25 protein-coding genes are annotated in these 24,772 nt (G+C 26.8%); 21 read left to right on the top strand and 4 right to left on the bottom strand.

All coding sequences use genetic code 11. The features are described 5' to 3' along the window. Window positions 1-191 precede the first annotated feature (191 nt). Complete coding sequence (locus NNC19_RS01560) at window positions 192-2,810, top strand: hypothetical protein (protein ID WP_310936838.1); 2,619 nt, start codon at window positions 192-194, stop codon at window positions 2,808-2,810. A 107-nt stretch (window positions 2,811-2,917) separates the two neighbouring features. Here the strand turns inward: NNC19_RS01560 and NNC19_RS01555 are convergent, their stop codons facing one another. Both NNC19_RS01555 and NNC19_RS01550 read right to left on the bottom strand, forming a co-directional pair. Then, window positions 2,918-3,733 carry an AAC(3) family N-acetyltransferase gene (locus NNC19_RS01555; RefSeq protein ID WP_310936837.1) on the bottom strand — a complete coding sequence of 272 codons (816 nt, stop codon included), beginning with the start codon at window positions 3,731-3,733 and terminating at the stop codon, window positions 2,918-2,920. Window positions 3,734-3,836: 103 nt separating this feature from the next. After that, window positions 3,837-4,337, bottom strand: coding sequence for a hypothetical protein (locus tag NNC19_RS01550; protein ID WP_310936836.1), 501 nt, complete (start codon window positions 4,335-4,337; stop codon window positions 3,837-3,839). Window positions 4,338-4,551: 214 nt separating this feature from the next. On the opposite strand from NNC19_RS01550, the gene NNC19_RS01545 reads away from it, so the two are divergent. The 5 genes from NNC19_RS01545 to NNC19_RS01525 all read left to right on the top strand — a co-directional run bounded on the left by NNC19_RS01545 (window position 4,552) and on the right by NNC19_RS01525 (window position 9,255). Then, window positions 4,552-5,043, top strand: a complete 492-nt coding sequence (locus NNC19_RS01545) for a PH domain-containing protein (RefSeq protein ID WP_310936835.1) — start codon at window positions 4,552-4,554, stop codon at window positions 5,041-5,043. Further along, a complete protein-coding gene (locus NNC19_RS01540) occupies window positions 5,033-6,487 on the top strand; it encodes a PH domain-containing protein (protein ID WP_310936834.1) in 1,455 nt (484 codons plus the stop codon). Before NNC19_RS01545 ends, NNC19_RS01540 begins: the two co-directional genes overlap by 11 nt. A 142-nt stretch (window positions 6,488-6,629) precedes the next feature. Continuing rightward, window positions 6,630-7,445: a MerR family transcriptional regulator gene (locus NNC19_RS01535; protein WP_310936833.1), complete on the top strand. Its 816-nt coding sequence runs from the start codon at window positions 6,630-6,632 to the stop codon at window positions 7,443-7,445. 62 nt (window positions 7,446-7,507) lie between these two features. Continuing rightward, window positions 7,508-8,185, top strand: coding sequence for a DUF554 domain-containing protein (locus NNC19_RS01530; RefSeq protein ID WP_310936832.1), 678 nt, complete (start codon window positions 7,508-7,510; stop codon window positions 8,183-8,185). Window positions 8,186-8,430: 245 nt separating this feature from the next. Further along, window positions 8,431-9,255 (top strand): alpha/beta hydrolase, encoded by an 825-nt coding sequence (locus NNC19_RS01525; protein ID WP_310936831.1) that lies wholly within the window; start codon window positions 8,431-8,433, stop codon window positions 9,253-9,255. A 6-nt stretch (window positions 9,256-9,261) separates the two neighbouring features. On the opposite strand, the gene NNC19_RS01520 is transcribed toward NNC19_RS01525, so the two are convergent. After that, a complete protein-coding gene (locus NNC19_RS01520) occupies window positions 9,262-9,828 on the bottom strand; it encodes a TetR/AcrR family transcriptional regulator (protein WP_310936830.1) in 567 nt (188 codons plus the stop codon). Window positions 9,829-10,061: 233 nt separating this feature from the next. On the opposite strand from NNC19_RS01520, the gene NNC19_RS01515 reads away from it, so the two are divergent. From NNC19_RS01515 to NNC19_RS01475, 9 genes are all read left to right on the top strand, one after another. Beyond that, a complete protein-coding gene (locus NNC19_RS01515; protein ID WP_310936829.1) occupies window positions 10,062-11,015 on the top strand; it encodes an alpha/beta hydrolase in 954 nt (317 codons plus the stop codon). 67 nt (window positions 11,016-11,082) lie between these two features. Further along, window positions 11,083-11,610, top strand: a complete 528-nt coding sequence (locus NNC19_RS01510; protein WP_310936828.1) for an HXXEE domain-containing protein — start codon at window positions 11,083-11,085, stop codon at window positions 11,608-11,610. A gap of 42 nt (window positions 11,611-11,652) precedes the next feature. Beyond that, window positions 11,653-12,972 carry a carboxylesterase/lipase family protein gene (locus tag NNC19_RS01505; protein WP_310936827.1) on the top strand — a complete coding sequence of 440 codons (1,320 nt, stop codon included), beginning with the start codon at window positions 11,653-11,655 and terminating at the stop codon, window positions 12,970-12,972. 175 nt (window positions 12,973-13,147) lie between these two features. Further along, a complete protein-coding gene (locus tag NNC19_RS01500; protein ID WP_310936999.1) occupies window positions 13,148-14,110 on the top strand; it encodes a 2-keto-3-deoxygluconate permease in 963 nt (320 codons plus the stop codon). 374 nt (window positions 14,111-14,484) lie between these two features. Then, window positions 14,485-15,435 (top strand): MerR family transcriptional regulator, encoded by a 951-nt coding sequence (locus tag NNC19_RS01495; RefSeq protein WP_310936826.1) that lies wholly within the window; start codon window positions 14,485-14,487, stop codon window positions 15,433-15,435. A 31-nt stretch (window positions 15,436-15,466) separates the two neighbouring features. After that, window positions 15,467-16,000 carry a histidine phosphatase family protein gene (locus tag NNC19_RS01490; protein ID WP_310936825.1) on the top strand — a complete coding sequence of 178 codons (534 nt, stop codon included), beginning with the start codon at window positions 15,467-15,469 and terminating at the stop codon, window positions 15,998-16,000. A 79-nt stretch (window positions 16,001-16,079) separates the two neighbouring features. After that, on the top strand, window positions 16,080-16,523 hold the full coding sequence (locus tag NNC19_RS01485) for a GNAT family N-acetyltransferase (protein WP_310936824.1): 444 nt from the start codon (window positions 16,080-16,082) through the stop codon (window positions 16,521-16,523). A gap of 92 nt (window positions 16,524-16,615) precedes the next feature. After that, on the top strand, window positions 16,616-16,867 hold the full coding sequence (locus tag NNC19_RS01480; RefSeq protein WP_310936823.1) for a kinase to dihydroxyacetone kinase: 252 nt from the start codon (window positions 16,616-16,618) through the stop codon (window positions 16,865-16,867). A 279-nt stretch (window positions 16,868-17,146) separates the two neighbouring features. Beyond that, window positions 17,147-18,295, top strand: a complete 1,149-nt coding sequence (locus NNC19_RS01475; RefSeq protein WP_310936822.1) for a ribose-phosphate pyrophosphokinase — start codon at window positions 17,147-17,149, stop codon at window positions 18,293-18,295. Window positions 18,296-18,303: 8 nt separating this feature from the next. On the opposite strand, the gene NNC19_RS01470 is transcribed toward NNC19_RS01475, so the two are convergent. Beyond that, on the bottom strand, window positions 18,304-18,885 hold the full coding sequence (locus NNC19_RS01470; RefSeq protein ID WP_310936821.1) for a DJ-1/PfpI family protein: 582 nt from the start codon (window positions 18,883-18,885) through the stop codon (window positions 18,304-18,306). Between the two features lie 156 nt (window positions 18,886-19,041). Between NNC19_RS01470 and NNC19_RS01465 the strand changes: the two genes are divergently transcribed. From NNC19_RS01465 to NNC19_RS01440, 6 genes are all read left to right on the top strand, one after another. Further along, a complete protein-coding gene (locus NNC19_RS01465) occupies window positions 19,042-19,935 on the top strand; it encodes a LysR family transcriptional regulator (RefSeq protein WP_310936820.1) in 894 nt (297 codons plus the stop codon). Between the two features lie 115 nt (window positions 19,936-20,050). Beyond that, window positions 20,051-20,452: a hypothetical protein gene (locus NNC19_RS01460; RefSeq protein ID WP_310936818.1), complete on the top strand. Its 402-nt coding sequence runs from the start codon at window positions 20,051-20,053 to the stop codon at window positions 20,450-20,452. A 204-nt stretch (window positions 20,453-20,656) separates the two neighbouring features. Beyond that, window positions 20,657-22,672: a penicillin-binding transpeptidase domain-containing protein gene (locus NNC19_RS01455; protein WP_310936817.1), complete on the top strand. Its 2,016-nt coding sequence runs from the start codon at window positions 20,657-20,659 to the stop codon at window positions 22,670-22,672. Between the two features lie 148 nt (window positions 22,673-22,820). After that, window positions 22,821-23,225 carry a hypothetical protein gene (locus tag NNC19_RS01450; protein ID WP_310936816.1) on the top strand — a complete coding sequence of 135 codons (405 nt, stop codon included), beginning with the start codon at window positions 22,821-22,823 and terminating at the stop codon, window positions 23,223-23,225. Window positions 23,226-23,413: 188 nt separating this feature from the next. Further along, window positions 23,414-23,779, top strand: a complete 366-nt coding sequence (locus NNC19_RS01445) for a DUF2809 domain-containing protein (protein ID WP_310936815.1) — start codon at window positions 23,414-23,416, stop codon at window positions 23,777-23,779. 15 nt (window positions 23,780-23,794) lie between these two features. Beyond that, window positions 23,795-24,595: an alpha/beta hydrolase gene (locus NNC19_RS01440; RefSeq protein ID WP_310936814.1), complete on the top strand. Its 801-nt coding sequence runs from the start codon at window positions 23,795-23,797 to the stop codon at window positions 24,593-24,595. Window positions 24,596-24,772 lie beyond the last annotated feature (177 nt).

Below are 24,772 nucleotides of genomic sequence, written 5' to 3'. Positions count from 1 at the left end.
CTTATAATTTACAGGGTATTTCACTTTGTTTTTTAATAGAATATTCAAGTGAATCAATTTCTATAGTATAATGTGACAAGAGATATTTAGGGGAGGTAATTTCAATAGAAATAATTAGGATATTACATTAGTATAAAAGGGAATACTTTAATGTATAAACTTGTTACAATTAAAAAAGAGGAGAAAACAATATGTTACTAGAAGATAAAAAGAGGATTTTTCAAAATGATCTTCTTGAGATGAAAGATGATGGATTTATAGATGGAGAAACTTACAACTCCATATATAGAGCAAGCAATGAATTTTACAATAAAAAATTCCAACAGTTAAAGAGTAGAGGATTATATAATACTAATTATATAAATCAAGAGGAGAAAAAAATTCCTTCCATAAACAAAAAAGTACTTACAGAACAACAAATAGCAGAGAGAAAAGCTTCAGTACTATTAAATTTAGGTGTAGTATTTCTATTTTTATCTGGATTAATATTTGCTACTACTAATTGGTCTAACTTAGGATTAGTAGGAAAAATATTTTCAGTTGCTTTTATGGGAAGTATACTTTATTTAGGATCCTTTGTAGCTGAAAAAAAATTAAGACTAGAAAAGACAAGTAGAGCATTATGGATATTAACTACACTTTATATCCCAATAGTTGGGATTACTTTTATGTATTCTCTTATGTGGAGTGATGGAGTAGATATAGATAGTCCTCAGAGTTTAGTTGCTCTTGGATTTATAGCTGCCATTTCAACAGTAGTAAATATACTAAGCTTTAGGAAGTATAACACTAAATATTATATATGGGCTTCATATATTACAGCTGAATTATCTGTGCTATTTTTTGTTAGTTCATTAAAACTTGGCAATGGGTATATTACTCTTGTTACTGTAGCTTATTCGTTTGTGATTTTATATACATATATGAAATTAAAAAATGAAGAGTATAAGAAATATACAAGACAATATCTTATGATATTAAATCAAATTACAACAATAGTCTTATTAATATTTGGTTCAGGCGAGTTATTAAAAGTTCCTTATATATTAGCATTAATATCTTTGGTTACACTTTTGATATATACTTCCTATATACTTAAAGATAAATTTATAGGAATAACTTTAATTCTTTTCTTGCCACTAAAAACATTAGACTATATTCAAACATTAGACTTAGATATAGCCTTTTTTGCAATACCTGCCTCTTTAATAATTGGAATTCAATACCTAAGCTTTAAAGAGAAACTTCACCATTTAGTAGGTTATATTTCTATAATTATTTCATTTATATTATTTAATCTTATATTATTTTCAGATACACTTTTTTATTTGATGGGATCATTAGGAATTATTGTAACTGCTTTAATTACATATAAAACAATAAAGATACCTGAGATTAAAGTTTTAAACTTAAATAAATATCTATGCATTGTAATATCTATATATACTTATGTTTTTATGGCTAGACTTCCATTTGTTTTGTATGACAATATGACATATATTGAGAAAACAAGTGCTTTAAGTGTATCAGCGATATTACTTTGTTTATTTCAATATATTATTAATCCTAAGTATAAGGATATAAAACTAGCCTATAGTAATGTATCAATATTAATACTTATGGCAAATGGAGTAAATTCAATATCAAATGTGTATATATCTATATCAATACTTATTGCCTTGGCTTTATTTGAGATGTTTGGATTATCTAAGAGATTTAATTTAGTAGCTTATTTTATAAATATATTTGTAGGTGTTAATATTTTTGTATTTATGTTAAAATATGATTCGAATTTCCTACCCTTAGGAGCAGTAATTGGTGTTATAGCAACTATGATAGTAATTGCTTATAAGAATAAAGAGCATAAGAAATACTTGCTTCTTTGTAGTTCTATATTTATGGCAATAACAGTAGGTTTAGGTCATGAAACTTTCTTTTATATACCCATAATTATAATTTCTATTTTATTAGGAGCTTTGAGCTTAAAAGAAGAAGCAGACAAAGGATTATTTATACTATGTTTAACTATAGCATATGGAATTATGATGGAGTTAAGAAATCCAATTGTGGATGATACAATAAAAATATTTATAGAAAGTTTGTATGCATTGGTATTATCAATACTTGGAGCTAAGTGTTATAAACAAATAAAAGAGGAAAAGAGTTATGATAGTCTTTCTTTAGCTGCTATTGCAATTATTGTTATATTGACTTTTATAACATCTAATAAATATATAGATATATTAATTACAACAATAGCTGCATTAGGAGTTGTAGGAGTTAATTATAAAAAGTTAAGTGGTTCAAAATTGCTTAAATTGTTTATTATTTTAAAGCTTATAAGTTCATATATTCAAGTGGTTACATTATCAGATGTTAAGATGGGTGATGGTATATTAATAATTCCTTTACTTGTGTTTGCAGCAACTTCAAGATATTATATTTTTAAAAACAGTAATATTGGATATACTATTGAAAGATTATCTTTACTCTTATTAGTATTGAAACTAATAGCAAATATAATGAATTTTGATACTGTAAGTGCAATGGTAGTTATAACAATTGGAATAGTAGTACTTGTTATCTCTTACACTAAAAAAATTAAAATTTATTTTATAACTTCAATAAGTATGATAATATTGCCACTTATTAAAGGATCACTAGATTTTTGGCAACTAATACCTTGGTGGACATATCTCTTGGTAGTCGGTATTGTATTATTAATATTGGGAAGTATGGCAGAGAAAAACAAGAAAAAGAATAAGAGTTTAAAAGATTTAAATGATAAGTTCTTTAAAGGGTGGAATTAAATATAAAAATAAGTTGCTTTTCAGATATGCTTTAACATAATGTCAAATTTTATAACGATATAAATAGTTAAGTGAAGTCATTTTGACTTCACTTTTTAATATGATAATTAGCATTTATATTGTCTATGTTGATTTAACCATTTCTTTGCAAAATCAACAGCTTCCTTCATGTTGAATAATCTACATTCAGCATTCCCAATTATAGTCTTTCTTACATTATGTTTTTCTTCAAAAGCTCTACCTAGTAATTCAAAGTCTTCAGTATTATATTCAAAATCATTAAACCATTTCCAACAAGGTTTATCATTTTCAAGTAATGCAGTTCCAACTTGTTCTTTAGGCATATTTTTTATAAATGTTTCAGCTAAATGAAAGCATGTACAAGAATTATATGTTACTCCTAACAAAAGAACTTTTGTATTCAAATCATACATTTTTCCAATAGGAGAATCCATTCCAAGTTGCGGAGTTAAATAATGATTTTCAGTAATGTAAATAGCTTCTTTTCCGTTTGCGCTAAATGATACAAGGGGATGATTTGAACGTATTGTGTTTGGAAAAGTTCTAAACAATTCTGCAATTCTCCCCATACCTCTAGTTGGTGAAGTTTTTGGATTAAATGGTGGCATATTATTATAAATGATTTCTATCCATTCTTTTGGAACAGGGGGATTCCCCCATCCTGCTGGATCACTCCAATCTCCACTATGAGCTGGCATAACAAGTGTTCCATTTACACCAACTGATTTTAATAGTGCAGTTACTACTGTTTGTGCTCCACCACAAACCCATCCTAAACTTGATAGAGAAGAATGAACTAATAATATATCATCATCCTTTATACCGATTTGTAATAAATCATCATATAAAGTACTAAGAGTATTTGGTCTATTTGTAGTCTCTATTATATTCTTTTCACTCATTTTAATTAGCCTCATTTCAATTGGTTAAATTATAACTTTATAAATTGTGCTACTTACAAATTATAGCATAACTTATAAAGTTAAATATTCAAATTTTGAAAAACTAGTTAAACCAAGAATAGAATTTTAATTTTGATAGATCAGAACTTTTCCAAGCATACTTTATACTTGTATTATTAAAGCATTTATATCCTGCCATGGACATCCACAAGTCACCAGCAGTTTTGGCAGTGTTTCCATGAGGATAAATCACTACAATATGGTCATTTGTAATTGCTATTGCACTAAAGCCAGCATTTGCACGAGCTTGTGCATATGAAGCTGTTACAACATGCCAATGAGAAATACCTTTACTTAGTTTATCTAAGATAGTAGCACATGTCCCACTTGGAAGTGGAGTAGCTAATTTTTTCATTACATCTTGAGCAAATATATTGCAATATGTTTCAGTACTTTGTGGTTGATAATTTAAATTTGTTATAACATTAAAAGAATCAATAACATTTTTATAAGATAAAGTACGTGCTTTAGTACCTAGATTTGCAAATAAGAAAATAGAAATAAGGACAACCAAAACTATGACTTTTTTGAATATTTTTTTCATAACACACCTCTTTTTTCTTTATGTACATAATTAATTATTGTTATGAAAATATTTGTTAGCTTTTTTATGTATAAAATTTCACTAACTATTACTATGTTGCTTGAGTGGGAGAAATGATAAAAAGTATTTGAATTTTTACATTCTAGGAGTTAATTCTTATGGACATTCATGTTATAATTGGAATTATTGTTAAAAGATATTTTGAGGAGGAGTTATGGAATTTAACAAACTAAATATTAATTCAATAAAATCATGGGTTATATCAAGAGCCATATCAACTATTATAATTTCAGGCATATTGATTGGTGGATATTATTATTTTGCAATAAAATTAAATGCATTTAATGAAACAGTGAACTTCTATTTGAAAATAGGTATAGCAGTAATAATATTTTTTATGCTATTAAACACTATAGTATATCCATCATTTGAGTATAAACAATGGCGTTATCTAATAACCAAAGATAAAATAGAATTTTCAGAGGGTATATATTGGATAAAAACTATAGTAATACCTATAGTAAGAATTCAACATATTAAAATAAAACAGGGACCTATAAATAGAAAATTTAAGCTTGCTGATATTCAAATATATACTGCTGGTGGAAGTTATACAATTCCTAACATAGAAATGGGAAAAGCAGAAGAAATTAGTGATTTTTTAAAAGATAAAGTTAAGGAAAAGGTGATAGAGAATGATAAATAGTCCTATTAGAAATCACTGGATTGTAATAATTCAAAATATTTTCAAATCACTAAAAGAATTATGGTTTTTTATACTTTTAGTTTTATCAAATCATACCAAAACTGTAATTTTTATATCTATAATTGTTTTTATAGGTGTAATATTAGTAGCAGTAAAAGAATGGCTTAATACTGAATTTTACATTAAAGATAATGAGTTGCTTTATAAATCTGGAGTATTTGAGCATTCTAAACAAGAGATTCCTTTTGAAAATATAAGCACCATAGATATTGGACAAAGTCTACTTGATAGAATTTTTGAAGTTTGTACAGTGAAAATAGATAGCGGAAATGTAGGAAAAGGTACAGAATTCAAGATAAAAGTAGATTATGATTTAGCTGAAAGACTTAGAGAATATATATTAACAAATAAAAAGAAACATGAAAGCCATGAAACAATTGAAGAGGTTAGTAGAGAAGATTTCTTGTTTGAAAAAAGAATAACAGTAAAAGAAATTATAATATATGCATTAACAAAAGGAAAATTAGGCTGGGCCTTGGGAGCATACTTTGCAGTAATGAATTTTGCAGATGATGTAGAGAATTTTACAAAAACAACTAGGGTAAAAGATATACTGAACTCTATCAGTATTAATGAACTACTTATAGAAAACAGAGCCAGACTTATTGCAATTATAATAGGAATGATGTTATTTATTTATATTATAGTTACTATATTTTCTATAGGTTATGAGATGATTAAATTTTATGATTTCAGTGTCAAAGTAAGCACAAATAGTTTTAATATAAGTTATGGAATGTTGAGTAAAAAACAATATTCAATACCAATAGATAAAATACATGCATTAAAATATAAGCAAAGTATATTGCAACAATTATTAAAAATATACACACTAGAAGTTACAACTATTGGATATGGAGATGAAAAAGGTGAAAAAGCTATTCTTTATCCTCTAGCTAATAAGAAGTTTAATGAAGAATTTTTAATTAAAGTACTTCCAAGTATGATTTTTTCAGGAGAAGTGAAAAAACCTCCTAAAAGAAGTTTGAAAAGATTTTGGGTTAAGAGAATAGTAATTTCATTACTAATATTAATTCCTTCATATTTCATAATAAGTGTTATTCCAATAATATATAAATTAATTGTTATAGTACTTACATTATTAATTAACATTTTATTAGGTTATTTAAATTATAGGAATACTTCATTAGGGGTTACAGAAAAATTAATTCTAATAAGTAAAGGATCTTTTACAAAATCAACAATATTTATTAGACAAAGCAGTGTACAATCAATTGAAAAGAGCCAAAATCCATTTCAAAGAAAAGATGGAGTGTGTGATTATAAGATAGATTTATATTCAAATATATTGGCTGATTCAATTAAGATAAGGCATATGAGTGAAAAGAATGACAACAAGTTATATGGAAATTTAATTATGTAAATTAATATGAAAAAGTATGGTCTAGGGATTAAAAATCCTTGGACTCTATTTTTAGGGCAAAGTTCTTTCATAGTATTGGATTTATGGTAAGCTTTGTGTATACTTTTTAAGAAAAGAAAATAATAAACAATTAGGAGAGTATATGAAAGATTTATTTACAATAGGGGAAATGTCAAGACTGTTTAATATAAATATAAAGACACTTCGATATTATGATGAAATTAACTTGTTTAAGCCTATATTTATAAATAAAACAAATAATTATAGATATTATTCAACAGAACAGTTTGAACAATTAAATACAATAATATATTTGAGGGCCTTAGGAATGTCATTAAATACAATAGAGTTTCATTTAAAAGAGCGAAGTATTGATAATATCACTGATTTATTAAATAATCAGAAAGAAATCACTAAGAAAAAGATAAAAGAACTCCAAGATATAAATAAAAAGATTGAAAATAGATTAAATCAAATTAATTATGCAAGACAATATAATAAATTAGACTTAATCGAAGAAAAGGAATTTGATGAAAGAACTATTGTATTATTAAAGAAAAAAATAAAGTCAGATAAAGATTTAGAATTATCTATTAGAAATCTTGAAAATAAGTCAAATAAAAAAGCTTCTATTTTCAATGGAAAAGTTGGTGTAGCTATAGAAAAACAAAAATTAGAAGATGGACTTCTTCATGAATATGATTATGTTTTTTTATTTACAGAAGGAGAAAAGTATAATAAAAAAATAATAAAGGTATTACCAAGAGGTATTTATATAACTATTCGTTTTAATGGAACTCATGAAAATTCACAAATATATTATCATAAGATTTTAAAATATATTGAAGAAAAAGGCTATAAAATTAAGGATGATTCAATAGAAATAACGCTTATTGATTTTGGTCTAACTACTGAAAAGTCAGAGTTTATAACAGAAATTCAATTGCTTGTAAATTAATGTTGACACTCCAGTTACTAGACACTTTATAATTTCTAACATAGATAACTGGAGGTGATAAAATGATAGGAACAATGGTGAATTGTATTTCTATTATTAGTGGTAGTATTTTAGGAGCAGCTTTTAAAAAGGGAATAAAAGAAGAATATAAAGAAATAATGCTTCAAGCAATGGGGCTGTCAGCATGTGTTATTGGAATTAGTTCAGCTGTTAATAGCATTTCTAAAAGTAATTATCATGTTTTATTTATTATAAGTGTTGCAGTTGGGGGACTTATTGGACAAAAAATTAATTTAGAGAAGAAAGTTAATAATATTGCATCAAAGTTTTCTAAAAATAATTTAGTTGAAGGGTTATCAACAGCTATACTGTTATTTTGTGCAGGAACTTTATCAATTTTAGGACCTCTTGAAAGTGCTTTAAAAGGAGATAATACATTGCTATATACGAATGCTATATTGGATGGAATTACTTCAATTGTTTTAGCTTCTAATTTTGGTTTTGGAATAATTATTTCATCTGTTATATTATTTTTGTGGCAGGGATTAATCTATGTATCTGCCCATGTTGTATCAGGATATATAACAACTGACTTATTGAATGAAATTTCAATAGTAGGAGGTATGTTGATATTAAGTTCAGGAATAAATATATTAGAAATAAAGAAAATAAAAGTGTTAAATTTATTGCCAGCATTATTAATTCCTATTATTTTCTTTATTATAAAAGGAATAATATAAATATAGTTTCATACAAAAAACATCATTTTCTAATTATGATGTTTTTTTATTTGTAAAAATCCCAAAAAACTTCATGGAATAATATGGTATAATAAAAAAATTATGAATGATTTCATCAAAGCATTGTAATACATTTTATAGATTATATTTTGATAAGTTTTAATTAAAGAATAATTGTAATCAGTCTTTTAGTATATATGTGGGGGATAAATTTAAGGCTGAAGCTTTTGATTTATACTACTTAGATGCAGGAAGTACTAAATGGAAAGAAGGCGTTTAGGATGAATTTTTATGGGTTTGGAGATAAAAATAATCCAACAATATTTCTAATTCATGGAACAGCTAGTCATTGGAAATTGAGTTTTGGTCAAGTTATTAATGGATTATCTGATGAATATCATGTTGTTTGTGTAGCATTAGATGGACATGATGAAAGAGATAATACTGAAATGATATCTATTATGAATGAGGTAGAAAAAATAGAAAGTCATATACAAAAAATATATGCTAGTTCTATATATGCTATTTATGGTTCATCTTTAGGTGGGTCAATAGTTGCTAAATTACTTGAAAGAGGGAATATAGATATATATAATGCTATTACTGGAAGCACAGACTTTGATTTTAGTACAGGATTAAAAGCAATTATTTTATCCAAGGCAATAACTCGTATTCTTTATAATAACTTTATAAGCGGAGAAATTAAAGGAGTGTTTAAGTTATTTGTCACATCTGAAGAAAAGAAAAAATACTTAAAGATTTTAGATAAAGTAATTTATAAAGATATAACATATGAAACATTATACAAAGAGTACTATACTGATTTAATAATGCCAATTAGGGAGAATATCTTATTAGAAAAAACTAAAATATATTGTGTATTCGGAACGGAAGAAGATTCTAATAAATTAATTAATAGATATAAAACATATCTCCCAACAGCAAAAATTATTGGATTATCTGGACTTAACCATGAAGAATTATTATTCAGACATCCTGAAGAATGGGTTAATATGATAAAATCTTTATTAAATACTGGCTATTATAAATATAATAGTGACTCAATGTAATATTAATTATTTTGAAGCAAATAAAACATCCTGTATTTCATAGGCTAAATCTAAACTACTCAAGTTTTCTCCAAACTGAAACCATAATTGAAATGATGTTAATACATAGGATGCATAATGATAACATATATAATCATTTGAAATATTAAATTTACTTTTAAATCCAGTATGTTCCAAATAAGAAGAACACTCTTCAACTAAAATATTCTTTATATTTGCAGAGAAATCAGTAGTCTCAGTATGTACACTTAGCAATGCTTGTATAGTTATCTTCTTATTTTTGAAGTAGTTAAGCATACTAGAGCCTATAGAAACAAATTCTTGAGAATTTTCAAAATTAAATCTATTTTGGATGTATGGCTTCAATTCCATTAAAATTTCTTCAACCATTTTAGTAAGAAGATCATATTTATCATAATAATGATCATAAAAAGTTGAACGACCAATTAGAGCTTTATCACAAATATTTTGAACTGTAATTTCTTTAAAACTTTTTTCAAGTAATAATTGGGAAAAAGTTCTTTTTATATTTTCACATGTCTTTAATATTCTTAAGTCTGTTTTGTTTTTCATAAAAAAATCCTCCAGAGTCCTATTGAAAGTTATAGTACTATTTTACTATATTTATTTACCACGCAAAACCCAACAGGACCCAATCTAGTAAAAAAACGTAAGATAACTTACATTTTTAATAAATTGTGTAGGATATCTTGCAAAGGATAAATAGATTAACTGTTCAAATGATAACTCTTATCATCTATACTAATATCATAAAGTACATTCATGGTAAGAAGGAGTGATTAATAATGTTTTATCAATTTGTAGAAAATAAACAATTCAATTTTCAAATCAATCGTTTTTTAGGAAAATTCTATACTGATCCTAAGATTAAGAGAGAGATTGATTCTATTTTGCCTAAGTTAATAGATACAGATATTTGGTATGAATCATTGAGAAAGTTAGCTGAGAAAAGTGAGTCAGAAGGAGAATTTGAACTGGCAACAGCTTGCTTTCAAGCTGGTGGCTTTTATCTTAGGGAAGATAATGAAAACCAAATATATATGTATAATAAATTCAAAGAAAATTTCTATAAATCTTATAATGATTTATCTCTAGAGCATTTCAAAATTCCATATGAAAATTCATTTTTACCAGCAGTACGTGTGAAGTTTGAAAATTCATATAAAACTTTATTAATTCATGGTGGATATGATTCATATTTAGAAGAATTAATCCCACATTTAACTCACTTTAAAGATCTAGGTTATGATGTTATAGCATTTGAAAAGAGAATAAAGGAAGTGATTTGTTTTGATATTTTTTATTGTGGTATGGATGCTATAGCCATGTCTAATAAATCAATGAAATTTGAATTGGAAAGTTTACTTGATAAAAATGAAAAAGATAAAATAAATGAATTTATTTCTGTAAAGATGGAAGAAGATATTGATTTTAATTGGAAATTCTCTAAAGGAATGGACAATACTGGCACAGAAACACCATATGATTTTCTTAAAGCTATTCAGCTTCATACACTAGCAGGTATAGAGCAAATGATAGATCAAGATTTATTACTTTTAGCTGGAGAGGAGGATCAGTATGTTCCAATAGAAGCAATGTCTTTATTAGAAAATAATTTAGTGAATGCAAAATCTATAACAAAGAAAATTTTTACTAAAAAAACAGGAGGAGAACAACACTGTCAAGGAGGAAGAATGGATTTAGCTTTTGATGAAATTAAAAAATTTCTTAAAAGATAGAAATATATAAATTTCTTGATTTTTCCATACACAGAATATTAAAATAAATGTTAGGAGATAGATTAAGATGAATGAGATAAATGTTATTGTTTGGTTATTACCTATTTTGTTTATACTTCATGATTTTGAAGAAATTATCATGATTAAAGCATGGAGAAAAAGATATAAAAATTATTTAGATACTTGTAAAATGCGAAAAAAACCTTATCAAGATTTTCAAAGTACAGCTGAATTTTCTATTGGAGTTGAAATAATATTTGTTATTTTTCTCATTATAACAGTATTTACAGTTATTTTTAACAATTACTATGTATGGTATGGATTTTTGTTTACTTTTACAGCCCACTTTATTGTAGCTCATTTCAATTTGTGTTATAGATTTAAACATTATGTTCCAGGAGTTGTAACTTCAATTTTATTTTTACCTTTAACTATATATCTCTTATTCAAAGCTACAATATTATTAAAATTCAATTTATATCAAATAATTGTATCATGTATTTTTACTGGTATAATTGGATATTTAATTGTTATATTTCTTAAGAGTATAGAAAAGTATTTTGAAAAATTATTAATAAAATTTGCAAATAAATGAAACAGTTTAATTCTAAATTAATGATAAAAGGAGGACTAGTAAATGGACTATGTTATAGCTAATACAAAAAAAGGCAAAATAAGAGGTTTTAAGAAAGGTGGGATAAATATATGGAGAGGAATACCATATGCTCTTCCTCCAATTGGTAAATTAAGATATAAATCTCCTGTAGAAGTGCCCAAATTTGAAAAAATCCATGATGCATTAGAATTTGGACCTATATCATTTCAAAGAGGCCCATCACCAATTATATTTAAAGACCTACCTGAAAGTGAAGATTGTCTTTATTTAAATGTTATGTCCCCAGATGATAAAAAAGATAAAAAACCAGTAATCTTTTGGATACATGGTGGAGCTTTCTTAAATGGTTCAGGTAGTATGCCAATTTATGATGGAACTAACTTTGTAAAAAATGGTGATATAGTCGTTGTTACAATTAACTATCGTCTTGGACCATTTGGATTTTTAAAGTTATCTCAGTTCGGAAATGGATATGAAGATAACTTAGGCTTATTGGATCAGATAGCAGCTCTAAAATGGGTAAAAGAAAATATTGAAGCTTTTGGTGGAGATCAAGATAACATTACTATAATGGGTGAATCAGCTGGAGCAAAAAGTGTAAATTGCTTACTTGCCAGTCCTAAAGTAAATAAATTGTTTTCAAAAGCAATACTTCAAAGTGGAAATTTGAATGGAGTACTAAGTGAAGGAACAGCTACAAATATAGGTTTGAATTTTATCAAAAAGTTAAACATAGATGAAAGTAATATTGAAAATTTAGAAAGAGTGCCTATTGCAGAAATTATGAAAGCTGCAGATGAATTAGAAAAAGAATTTACAGGAAGAGTAGGAGAACATATTTTTCAGCCATTTTTAGATGAGAAGCTTTTTCTTGAACCATTAAAAGCAGCCAAACAAGGTGTAGCTAGAGAAATTCCAATTTTGATAGGTACAAATCATGATGAAGGATGGCTTTTTAGTAAAGAAAAAGAAAAAGCAGAATTTATTACTGACACTATCTTTTGGAAAGGTTCTGTGCATTTAGCAGAAAGTCAAAGTAAATTTGTGCCGGTTTATATGTATCGTTTTGACTATACAATATCAAATCATCCAATGTTTTCAAAATCAATACATGCTTTAGAAATTCCATTTGTATTTAATAATTTGAAAAGTTTTAATTTAGAATCAGAAAAAAATAAAATTTTAGCTGGTAAAATGCAAAAGCTTTGGATTTCTTTTGTTAAAACAGGAAAACCAGAACTAGAAGATATTAAATGGCCAACTTATGATAGTATAAATCGTTCAACTTTAATTTTAAATAATGAAATAACCGTTGTTAATGACCCAGAAAAAGAAAAGTGAAAAAGACTGTTTGATTGAAAAATCTGATGAAGAATAGCAGTTTTCTTTTCTACATTGCTAAAATGTTCTAAAAAAGATGTTTATGTAAATTAGAATATTATTTTCATATATGCTATACTAAATCCATAAATGATTTATGCTGTAGGAGGGGAGTAAAACGAAATTACTAAGACATATAAATAAAGTTCCTGCAGGAACAATGATAGTGCCATTATTTGTAGCTGCTATTTTAAATACATTTTGTCCTTGGATTTTAAGGATAGGTAGTTATAGCCAAGCTTTAATTTCTGATGATGGATTAAAAGTAATGATGCTTTTAACTTTATTATTTACAGGAACTCAGATGAGAGTAAGTGATATACCAGAGGCTTTAAAACGTGGTGGAAGCCATGTCTTATTTAAATATTTAGCAGGAGCAGCTGTTTATATTTGCATATTCCATTATTTTGGTTATAATGGAATGCTTGGTGTATGTAGTTTAGCTATTCTATGTGCATTGACTAATAACAATGGAAGTTTATACATGGGATTAATGGAGAGTTATGGAGACCATGCTGACCTTGTTGCAAGGTCGATGTTTAATTTGAATTCTGGTCCTATGTTATCTTTGGTTACTATAGGTGTTTCAGGAGCTAGTAGTATTCAATATCAAGAGTACATAACTATTTTGTTACCATTATGTATAGGTATTTTACTATCAACAATTGATGAAGAAATAAGGGAAGCAAGCAAAAAAGGAAATGCTATAATTTTACCAGTAATGGGGTTTGTTTTAGGTGCTAACATTGACCTTTCTAAAGTTTTAGAAGGGGGATTTAGTGGTGTTTTTCTTTTTGTTATTGTAATGGTTGTTACAGGTCCTATTGCATTGATTGTAGACAGGCTGTTATTAAAACGACCAGGCTATGGAGGGATTGCAACTGTTTCTGTTGCAGGTAATACAATTGCAGTACCTGCAATTATTGGACAAATGGTGCCAGAGTTTTATCCTTATGTAAAGATAGCAACAATACAGATATCATGTGCAGCTATCTTATCAGCTATTTTTTGTCCATTTATTGTACGATGGATTGCCAAACGATATGGGTGCCCAAAATATGAAGAGAATTTTGGACACAATAAAGAACAAATAGCATAGAAATTGAACATAGTTTATAGTAAATTGAGAGAATTACTTAAAAATGCAAAATAGAATAATAGCAAAATTTTTTAATTATAGTTAGCAATAAGATATATCATTGTTCAAACAATACTCAACCTAAAAGGATACAAAGAGCTAAAGTGGTGTGAAATTCATTATTTTTAATATTGAATTTTATATCACTTTTTTTAGATGCTCTTTAGCTTTACATTTTAAAAGATATAATGGAAAATATATATATGGATTTTTAGAGAAGTTAGGAAAAGGGCATAAGTTATACATTCACATTAAGATAAATAATTTAAAAAGTTATAAGTAGTATATTGACTAACCCCCAAGGGACTAGATTAATATATAGGTGAGGTGATGGTATGTTAATAAATGAAGCTTGCAGTTTAACAGGATTAACAAAGAAAGCTATTTCTTATTATGAAAAACAAGGTCTGATAAAATCTCAAAAAGGTAGTAATGGATATAGAGAATATTTAGAGCAAGATATTGCAACATTAAATGAGATTTCATTATATAGGAAGCTAGATATATCAATCAAAGATATTAAGAGAATAATTAATAGCAAAGATAAAAAAATAATGCTTAGTAAAATTATGGAAGGGAAGCGTAAGAAAGAAATAGAAATAAAGATGCAAGAAACATACTTAGAGAAAATGATAAATATTGATCTTGATGACAAAGCTATAAAGAAATTGAATGAAGAAATTATTGAAACAGAAAAAAACAATGGTGATTTTATTAGAAGAGAATTAATTAGAGTTTTTCCAAGTGGTCTAGGAAAATATCTATCATATCATTTTGCACCATATCTTAATGAACCATTAGATACAGAAGAAAAATATAAGGCATGGATTGAAATAGTTCATTTTTTAGATAGTATTCCAGAGATAAAAATACCTAGAATCGTTGAAGTAGGATATAAAAATATAAGTGATGAAATGCATAAAAAAATCTTTGAGAATACAAGTAATGAGATAAATAAAATGCTAAATGCTAAAAAGACAGAATTGGAAATGTATAAGAAAAAGTTATTAGAGAATATAGATAAACAAAATGATGAGTCATTTATAAAGTTAATGAATCCATTTTATAAATTTAAAAAGCAGCTTAATAAGTTTTTTTGTAGTAGTGGATATTATGATATTTTTATTCCTAATATGAAGATATTAAGTTTGGAGTATAGAAAATATCATGGAAGAATTACAGAATTAAATGAATCAATAACAAAAGAATTAGGTATTAAATATGATGAAAACATGAGAATAGTTAGAATTGAAAATAGTGAAGAGAATATTAATAGAGTAAAATAAAAAATGGAAATTATAAATTTAGGAGAATAAAATGAGGGTAGGTATAGTAAGACATTTTAAAGTTGATTTAGAAGCTAAGAAAATGATGAATTCAGATGAATTTGAGGATTATGTAAATAACTATGATAATGCATCAGTTATAGAAAATGAAATTGATTTGAAAAATAATCAATGGGAAAAATGTTACTGCAGTGATTTAGAAAGAGCTATAATAACAGCTAAAAGTGTTTATGATAAAGAATTAGAGGTAACAGAGCTATTAAGAGAAGTTAAAATGTATCCAGTGAAAAAAATATCATTAAAAATGCCTAATTTCTTTTGGAGTATTTCTTCAAGAATCGCATGGAAGATAAATCATAAGTCCCAGTTAGAAACATATTATAATACACGAAAAAGGGCAAAAGAATTTTTAAACCAGCTAGATTTAAATAGTGAAAAAAATATATTAATAATATCCCATGGATTTTTTTTAAATACTTTTATTAATGAACTTAAACTTCTAGGTTTTAAAGGAAAGGTACCTAAGAAAATGAAAAATGGATATTTGTATGTACTTGAAAAATAATAGAAATGAAAAGTGTATTTTCATTACAATGTAAGTTATGGGTATAACTCGTAATATTTTTAAAGTGAGTAGGTGTATTATGGAAAATATGAAATTATTAGAAATTGAAGAACAGATTATTGCTGAATGTGTTGATTTATTTATTGAGACATTTACTAAAGAACCATGGAATGATGTTTATGAATCAAGAGATCAAGTAGTGGAATTTTTAAATAACTTTCTTAAGAATAATAACTTTTTAGGATATGTTGCTATTGTAAATAAAAAAATTGTTGCTTTAAGTATTGGCATGAAAAAACCTTGGATCAAAGGAATTGAATATTACATTGATCAATTTTGTGTTTGCTATGAATTACAAGGGCAGGGCATTGGAAGTGACTTTTTAAAAGAGATAGAAGAAGATATCAAAAAACAAGGATTGAATGGAATTATATTAAATACAGAAAAAGGATATCCTTCAGAAAAGTTTTATCTAAAAAATGGATTTAAAACAATTGATGAATTAATAGTTCTTGCAAAATAATAAATCTATTTTATTAACTTATATGAGAAACAATATCAGTTGTGATATAATAAACTCAAAGACATTTTTATATCAGAGGAGGAGGTCTAGTTATGCTTGAATATAAATTTGATACACAGTTATTGATTGAGGGAGAGAAGCTTTCAGAAGATGAAATCAATAAGTATATTACTGAAAACATAGAAGGTGATTCATTACTTGCAGTTGGAGATGAGGAATTAATAAAAATACATTTTCATACAAATACTCCATGGAAAGTACTTGAATATTGTGCTTCATTAGGAGATATTCATGATGTTGTTATAGAAAATATGGAACGTCAAGCAAAGGGCCTTAAAGGTTAAATATTAAGGAGACAAGTCTAAGATTTATTCTTATGATTACAATAAAACTTCTAGTTTAGGTTATGGTCAAAAGACTTTATATTAACTAGAGGTTTTTATTTGATATAAATTAAAAATAATCTCTATTTAGATGAAGATATAAGAAAAAATATAAATGGTTTAGAATGGAAAAGGTGATATAATGTTTATGAAAGTATTTATTTTGCTTAGAATAAGTATTAGAAAATTGAAATATACTAAAAAATAATTAAAGGTTCCATAAGTGAGGAGGAAAGATAAATGAATTTTCATTCATCAGATTTAAAGCCATATTGCCCTCTTGGAATTATAACTCTAGAAAGTTGTAAAGATATAGGGGAGAAGATTAATAAACATATAGTTACTAAAAGAAATAAAAGAATAGAAGAAGCGGTTGAAAAAAGTCATGATATACCAGATTCTTATATTGTGCCTATAAATGAAGTTCGTTTTAATAATGGAGAAGGTAAGGTTAAAATTGAAGAGACAGTAAGGGGAAAAGATATATATATATTATGTGATGTTAGTAACTATAGTTGTACTTATGAAATGTTTGGAATTACAACTCATAAGGGGCCTGATGAACATTTTCAAGATATAAAAAGAGTCTTATCTGCTATTGGTGGAAAAGCTAATCGAATTACTGTAATTATGCCTTTACTTTATGAAGCGAGACAACATAAACGTAAAGGAAGAGAATCTTTAGATTGTGCTATTGCACTTCAAGAATTAGAAAGATTGGGGGTAAAGGCAATTTTATCCTTTGATGTTCATGATCCAACTATTCAAAATGCAATTCCATTAATATCTTTTGAAAATCTTTACCCTACATATGCAATTGTTAAAGCTCTTATTAAACAAGAGAAAGATCTATTAATAAATAAATCTGAAATGTTAGTTATTAGTCCTGATACAGGAGCAATGGATAGAGCTATATATTATTCAAGTGTATTAGGCCTTGATGTAGGTTTGTTTTATAAAAGAAGAGATCATTCCATAATTGTAAAAGGGAAAAATCCTATAATTCAACATGAATATATTGGTAGAAATATTGAAGGGAAAAATGTATTGATAGTAGATGATATGATAGCATCTGGAGAATCAGTGTTTGATATAGCTTTAGAACTTAAAAAAAGAAAAGCAAAAAGTATATATGTTGCAACAACCTTTGCTTTCTTTACAGAAGGTATAGATAAATTTCAAAAGTTCTATGATGATGGAATAATTAAAAAAGTTTATTCCACTAATTTAAATTATATCCCTGAGAAAATCAAAAATGCAGAATGGTTTCATGAAGTAGATTTATCAGAGTTTATTGCTAAGATAATAGATAATCTTAATTATGATAAATCTATATCTCCATTATTGGATGCTACAAAAGGAATACATGATTTAGTAAAACAATTATAATAGCCCTTTTATTTGAACCCCATTAAAGTTTTAATTTTATCTGAATTTTCTTTTGAAGTTAGTTTTTCCAAAAGGATAAATGCCACATCAAATGCTGTTGAAGGATTATAAGATGTAATTATATTTTTATCAACAACAATAGGTTGCTTTGAAATAACATTAGCACCAAATTGAGATAATTGCTTTTGTCTTATTCCCAAATTATATGTTGTGGCATTTCTTCCAACTAGTATTCCACTTTTTCCAATAGGTAATGCACCAACACAAATAGAAGCAATGAGTTTTCCGGCTTTATGAAATTCTCTGATTATATTCAAGAAATCTTCACTATATGCATCTTCATAAAACCCTGATTCTTCAAATCCTCCTGGTATAGCAAGGGCATGAAAATCTTGAACATTAACATCTTTTAAAATTATTTCAGGAATTACAGTGAAATTAAATGTACATTTTAATTTTTCTCTTAATCCTACTGTAATTAATCTTGTAGTTCCATCACCATCAGTTTCATTCCAACCAAAAACATCTGTAAACACGCTTGCTTCTACAGCTTCAAAGCCATTAGAAAGAAGTAATAATACTTTTTTCATATATAACATCTCCTTATAATGAGTAAATTTCTAAGAATTACTTTTCTTAATTATAATTCCATTTACACTATCAGTAAAATTGAAATAAATGAAGTAAATAATCGAAGAATATGATATGATTGAGTTACAGATTATAGATATTAAGGGATGATGAGGATGGAAATTAGACACTTACTAACTTTTATAACAATAGTTGAACTTGGAGGATTTACAAAAGCAGCAAATAACTTAGGATATGCACAGTCTACAATAACATCTCATATTCAAATTTTAGAGAATGAATTAGGAGAAGCATTATTTGATAGGTTAGGTAAAAAAGTTGTTTTGACAAGTGTTGGTAAATCATTAGTTCCACATGCTAAACAAATCCTTAAATCCTATAAAGAAATTAAAAATTTAACATCACAGCAAGATGAGGTATATGGTGATTTAATTATTGGAGCAGGAGAATCACTATCCATATATAGATTAGGAAAAATCCTAAAAGAATATAAAGAGAAGTTTCCTAAAGTAAATATAATTTTAAGAAATTCAATTTGTAGTGATTTAAGGAATAAGTTACATAAGGGAGAGGTAGATCTTATATTTACTATTGAGCCTGAAATAAGTGATACAGATTTAGTTGTCAAAAATTTAAAGGAAGAAACTGTAGGAATAGTTTCCTCACCAGATGCAAACTTAGAATTTTTGATAGATGGAGTTGAAAATGTTCAAGCTAATGAAAGTATCATATTCAGCGAAGTAGGATGTAGTGTTAGGATAGCTTTTGAAAAATACTTAAGAGAGAAAAAAATAAAATATGTAAATCCTATTGAGTTTTCAAGTATAGAAGCTATTAAAAAGTATGTGATAAATGGACTGGGAATTTCATTTTTACCTCTTTATATAGTTAAAAATGAAATTGATGAAGGAAGTCTTAAGATGATAGAAGTATCAGAACCATTTGGAAAATTTAAAACTCAACTTGTATACCATAAGAATAAAAGTATATCAAAATCTATGAGTAAATTTATAGAGATTGTATTGAAAGATTCAAATAATTGGATATAAATTATTTTAATTTTCTATAGATTCTTAATTTCTCTTATGTATAGATGTGTGTCTTATGATATAATAAACAGTACCTTGAATAAAGGCAAATAAGATAAGTAAAGTAGGAGATAAAATGAGAAACTTACAATTAGAAAAATCAGTGAAAAAGCTAGATAGAGAAATAGAGGCCCTTAAAATTGCAAAGAAGTATTTATCAAATCATGCTGAAATAGAAGAGGTAAGGGAATTTTTAAATAGAGAAAGGCAAGCTCTTGCTGATGAACTGTATTTTGAAGATGCAAAAAGTAATATTGAGGTAAAAAATCTTGTGTCAGAACTTATAGGTAAAAATCTAGAGAAGGAAGAACAAAAAAAGCTATTAGAAGAGATTAAAGAGATTTATGGTAGACAACTTCCTAATGCATCTAAAGAAAGTACTGGATTAAATGCTTGGTTAAATAAAATAGAAGTGAAATTTAAATGGATTGAAAATGATGATTCTGATTGGTCAACATTAGTTATTGAATCTTTATAAATGTTAATGGAAGTGAATTTTTACTTCCATTAAATTTTTGCATTAATTTGTAATTTGGTTTAACAAAAATGATTTTCATATTTTTTGAATTTAAGAAGAAATTAAGGTTTTTTGAAAATATTATGATGTAATTTTATTTAGGAAATAGTATAATTGGAATGTAATGCAAATTAACTATATAACGATTAAGAAGTAGGTGGATTAATGAAAAAAAGTTTAAAAATAGCTATAATATGTGGTGGTTTATTAACTGTGTCACTAATTGGTGGGGGAATATATTATGTTTTAAATAATTCTAGCAAGCCAAGTGATGTTTTGAACAAGTATGTAAGTCTTTTAAATGATAAAGATTATGAAGGGATGTATAGCTTAATTTCTTCTGATAGCAATATATCTAAAGAAGATTTTGTTAAAAGGAACAAGAATATATATGAAGGAATTGGGGCTAGTGATATAAATGTCACTATAAGTGATACTAAAAAAACAATTAGTGAAGCAACAATTAATTATGATTCTACCTTAAACTCAATAGCTGGAGAAATTAATTTTTCAAATTCTTTAGAATTAAAAAAGGATAATGGAAAAGATTTTAAGATAGTTTGGAATTCAAAAGCTATTTTCCCAGAGCTCCAAGATGATTATAAGGTGATACCAACTACAAGTAAAGGAAAAAGAGGAAGTATATTAGATAGAAATGGAGCTTCTCTTGCAATGGATGGTAAAGCTGCAGATATTGGGCTTGTACCAGGTAAAATTACAAATAAAGAAGATGCGGTAAATAAAATTGCATCTATCCTTCAAATACCAGCTAAAGATATTAATGATAAATTAAATGCTTCATATGTAAAAAGTGATACTTTTGTAGAACTTAAAGTGATTTCTAAAGATGATTCAAGAAAGCAATCACTTTTACAAATACCAGGTGTAAAAATAAATGATAAAGATTCAAGAATATATCCATTTGGTGCGCAAGCTTCACATCTAACAGGATATGTACACAATATAAATGCTGATGAACTTGAAGAGAACAAGGGCAAAAATTACAATGATAATTCTATCATAGGAGCATCAGGTTTAGAAAAGATTTATGAAGATAAACTAAGAAGCAATGATGGGGCAGAAATTAATATACTTGATAATAAAGGAAATAAAGTATCTACAGTTGCATCAAAAAAAGCTGAAGATGGTAAAGATATAAAAGTTACTATAGATAGCAATCTTCAAAGTACTATGTATGCGGATATAGCTAATGATAAAGGTGCAGCTGTAGCTATGAATCCAAATACTGGAGAGGTTTTAGCTTTAATAAGTACACCAAGTTATGATCCTAATGATTTTGTATTAGGTATTTCTCAAGATAAATGGAATAGTTTAAATAATGATCCAAAGAAACCAATGTATAATAGATTCAAAAGTACTGCAGCTCCAGGTTCAACATTTAAGCCAATAACAGGTGTAATTGGCCTTGATACTAAAACTTTAGATCCAAATCAAGATAAAAATATTAGTGGATTATCTTGGCAAAAAGATAGCAGCTGGGGTAGTTACTCAGTTACAAGAGTTCATGAATATTCAGGAGGATCAAATCTTCAAAATGCTTTAGTTTATTCAGATAATATATACTTTGCACAAGCTGCATTAGATATAGGAAAGGATAAATTTATTGATAAAATAAAGAGTTTTGGCTTTGATGAAGATGTTCCATTTGACTTCGGTTTAACTAAGTCTCAATATTCTTCAGATGGTAAGATAGATAAAGATGTACAACTTGCAGATAGTGGTTATGGGCAAGCAGAAATGCTTGTAAATCCTGTACATCTAGCATCAATGTATAGTATGTTTGTTAATAACGGAAGTATGGTAAAACCAACACTACTATATCAAGATAAGCCAACAGGTGAGATGTGGAAGTCAAATGTAGTTTCAAAAGAAGCTGCAAGTACAATTTTAAATGACATGGTTCAAGTTGTTGAAAATCCTAATGGTACTGGGCATGCAGCACAAATACCAGGAGTAACTATAGCAGGTAAAACAGGAACCGCTGAAATAAAAGCTTCTCAAGATGATAAGACTGGTACTGAAATAGGTTGGTTTGGAGCAATTACAACTAATAAAACTAACAATGTTCTAGTTATAGAAATGGTTGAAGATGTTAAAGATAGAGGCTCAAGTGGATATGTAGTTCCAAAGGTTAAAAATGCATTACTTACAGCAAAATAATTATTATATTTATTCTCCAACATCATTTTAGGTGTTGGAGATTTTTTTGTGCAAATTGCATTTCATTTCGTGACTTTCGGTACTATTAATAAATTAAAAAAGCGTTTAAAATTAAATTATTAAGTAAAGAGAGTACCTAGGGGGATTTATGGAAGTATGGGAAATGGGCTATGAGGATTTTCAAATGCCAAAAGAGTTGATCTTAGAAAGTTTGGTTAATAATAAGAAAGGGCTTACATTAAGCTTATCTGATTATTATGATGAAAATAGGACATTAGATATTTTCTTTAAATATGGAGCAGTAGCATATAGATGCTTTAATGAAGGGGAATATTTAAGAACTTTCAATTATTTAAATGGTACATATGGCAGTGATTTTTTAAGTAAATGTAAGATTTTCAAAGTTGAAAATTCACGTTTTATGAATTGTCTAAAAGAGGAAAGTGTAGGTTTATTTGATTGTAAATCAGAAGGCTGTGAACAATATGTCATTTTTACAGTTAATGAGGTTATAGAAGTAATAGCTTATAATAAACCTGAAATAATAATTTAATACATATAATTAATATAGTAAAAAAACAAAAGGAATTTCTAATTTTAAATCCTTTTGTTTTTTATTTTTGTATGTAAGATTAATTTATTATGTAAATTTAAAGAGATGACTAGATTTATTAATATATTATTAATGCTATAATTGTAAGGGACAATATTTCACAATAATATAAACGAATGGAGAAACCTATGAAAATACAATTCAAATATTTAATTTCATTTATTATTCTATTTATCATTGAAACACTCATCGCTCTTTTTGTGCACGACACTATAATCAGACCTTATATTGGAGATATTCTAGTTGTTATATTACTATATACGTTTATTAAAATGTTTGTTGTTAAACGAATGAAATTTTTGCCAATATATATATTCATTTTTGCAGCAGCTGTAGAATTAGCTCAATATTTTCATATTGTAAATTTACTGCATCTACAAAATAATAGAGTAATGGCAGTTATTATTGGAAGTTCATTTGATATAAAAGATATTTTATGTTATTTAATAGGTAGCATACTTTTGATTGTATGGGAAAAATTTATATGTAAATAATAGTGAGAGAGAATTATGAAGAGATTAAAATATATTTTAAAAGTGATTACTGTAATGATAGGAATATTAATATTAGGAATCTTGATATCCTTTATTAATAATAAAATACATTTATCAAAGGAGAAAAAATTATTTCAACCATTGGGACAAATGGTTGAAGTTAATGGTCATAAAATGAACGTGTATGTGGAAGGAAGTGGAGAAGAAACCCTTGTTTTCATGTCTGGCGGTGGTACAAGCTCTCCTGTATTGGATTTTAAATCACTATATTCATTATTAAGTGATAAATATAGAATTATTGTAGTTGAAAAAGCTGGTTATGGATTTAGTGATATCACAAGCTCAAAAAGAGATATTGATACTATTTTATCAGAAACTAGAGAATCTATATCAAAGGTTGGAATAAAAGGTCCATATATTTTATGTCCTCACTCTATGTCAGGAATTGAAGCATTGTATTGGGCGCAGAAATATCCTAAAGAGATAAAAGCTATAATAGGATTAGATATGTCTGTTCCAGCTTCATATAATGAATATGAAGTAAATATACCTATTATTGAATTAGGTTCATTTGCTAACAATATAGGATTAACAAGATTAATTCCAAGTCTTTCTGAAAGTGATGCAATAAAATATGGAACTTTAAGTGAAGATGAAAAGAAATTGTATAAAATAATTTTTTATCGCAGAACAGCTACTAAAAATATGATAAATGAAGTTAAAGAAATCAAATGCAAAAGAGGTAGAGGAAAATGGAATTCCAAATATACCTATTCTTATATTTTCTTCAAATGGTGTAGGTACAGGTTGGGATAAAAATAAATGGAGAAGTTTTCAAAATGATTATATAAAAAATTTAAAAAATGGTAAATTGATTGAATTAGATTGTACACATTATGTACATGATATTGAATACACTAAAATAGCCAAAGAGATAGACAAATTTATAGCTAATCAAAATAAAGATGACACTAGGAATTTCTAGTGTCATCT

Source organism: Clostridium sp. SHJSY1 (assembly GCF_031626875.1).
GTDB lineage: Bacteria > Bacillota > Clostridia > Clostridiales > Clostridiaceae > Clostridium.
This window is presented reverse-complemented; position numbering and strand designations above follow the sequence as displayed.

Bases quoted from the DNA above. Each gene is read 5' to 3' on its own strand.
- NNC19_RS01560 (WP_310936838.1), top strand. From the start codon at position 192: ATGTTACTAGAAGATAAAAAGAGGATTTTTCAAAATGATCTTCTTGAG.
- NNC19_RS01555 (WP_310936837.1), bottom strand. From the start codon at position 3,733: ATGAGTGAAAAGAATATAATAGAGACTACAAATAGACCAAATACTCTT.
- NNC19_RS01550 (WP_310936836.1), bottom strand. From the start codon at position 4,337: ATGAAAAAAATATTCAAAAAAGTCATAGTTTTGGTTGTCCTTATTTCT.
- NNC19_RS01545 (WP_310936835.1), top strand. From the start codon at position 4,552: ATGGAATTTAACAAACTAAATATTAATTCAATAAAATCATGGGTTATA.
- NNC19_RS01540 (WP_310936834.1), top strand. From the start codon at position 5,033: ATGATAAATAGTCCTATTAGAAATCACTGGATTGTAATAATTCAAAAT.
- NNC19_RS01535 (WP_310936833.1), top strand. From the start codon at position 6,630: ATGAAAGATTTATTTACAATAGGGGAAATGTCAAGACTGTTTAATATA.
- NNC19_RS01530 (WP_310936832.1), top strand. From the start codon at position 7,508: ATGATAGGAACAATGGTGAATTGTATTTCTATTATTAGTGGTAGTATT.
- NNC19_RS01525 (WP_310936831.1), top strand. From the start codon at position 8,431: ATGCAGGAAGTACTAAATGGAAAGAAGGCGTTTAGGATGAATTTTTAT.
- NNC19_RS01520 (WP_310936830.1), bottom strand. From the start codon at position 9,828: ATGAAAAACAAAACAGACTTAAGAATATTAAAGACATGTGAAAATATA.
- NNC19_RS01515 (WP_310936829.1), top strand. From the start codon at position 10,062: ATGTTTTATCAATTTGTAGAAAATAAACAATTCAATTTTCAAATCAAT.
- NNC19_RS01510 (WP_310936828.1), top strand. From the start codon at position 11,083: ATGAATGAGATAAATGTTATTGTTTGGTTATTACCTATTTTGTTTATA.
- NNC19_RS01505 (WP_310936827.1), top strand. From the start codon at position 11,653: ATGGACTATGTTATAGCTAATACAAAAAAAGGCAAAATAAGAGGTTTT.
- NNC19_RS01495 (WP_310936826.1), top strand. From the start codon at position 14,485: ATGTTAATAAATGAAGCTTGCAGTTTAACAGGATTAACAAAGAAAGCT.
- NNC19_RS01490 (WP_310936825.1), top strand. From the start codon at position 15,467: ATGAGGGTAGGTATAGTAAGACATTTTAAAGTTGATTTAGAAGCTAAG.
- NNC19_RS01485 (WP_310936824.1), top strand. From the start codon at position 16,080: ATGGAAAATATGAAATTATTAGAAATTGAAGAACAGATTATTGCTGAA.
- NNC19_RS01480 (WP_310936823.1), top strand. From the start codon at position 16,616: ATGCTTGAATATAAATTTGATACACAGTTATTGATTGAGGGAGAGAAG.
- NNC19_RS01475 (WP_310936822.1), top strand. From the start codon at position 17,147: ATGAATTTTCATTCATCAGATTTAAAGCCATATTGCCCTCTTGGAATT.
- NNC19_RS01470 (WP_310936821.1), bottom strand. From the start codon at position 18,885: ATGAAAAAAGTATTATTACTTCTTTCTAATGGCTTTGAAGCTGTAGAA.
- NNC19_RS01465 (WP_310936820.1), top strand. From the start codon at position 19,042: ATGGAAATTAGACACTTACTAACTTTTATAACAATAGTTGAACTTGGA.
- NNC19_RS01460 (WP_310936818.1), top strand. From the start codon at position 20,051: ATGAGAAACTTACAATTAGAAAAATCAGTGAAAAAGCTAGATAGAGAA.
- NNC19_RS01455 (WP_310936817.1), top strand. From the start codon at position 20,657: ATGAAAAAAAGTTTAAAAATAGCTATAATATGTGGTGGTTTATTAACT.
- NNC19_RS01450 (WP_310936816.1), top strand. From the start codon at position 22,821: ATGGAAGTATGGGAAATGGGCTATGAGGATTTTCAAATGCCAAAAGAG.
- NNC19_RS01445 (WP_310936815.1), top strand. From the start codon at position 23,414: ATGAAAATACAATTCAAATATTTAATTTCATTTATTATTCTATTTATC.
- NNC19_RS01440 (WP_310936814.1), top strand. From the start codon at position 23,795: ATGAAGAGATTAAAATATATTTTAAAAGTGATTACTGTAATGATAGGA.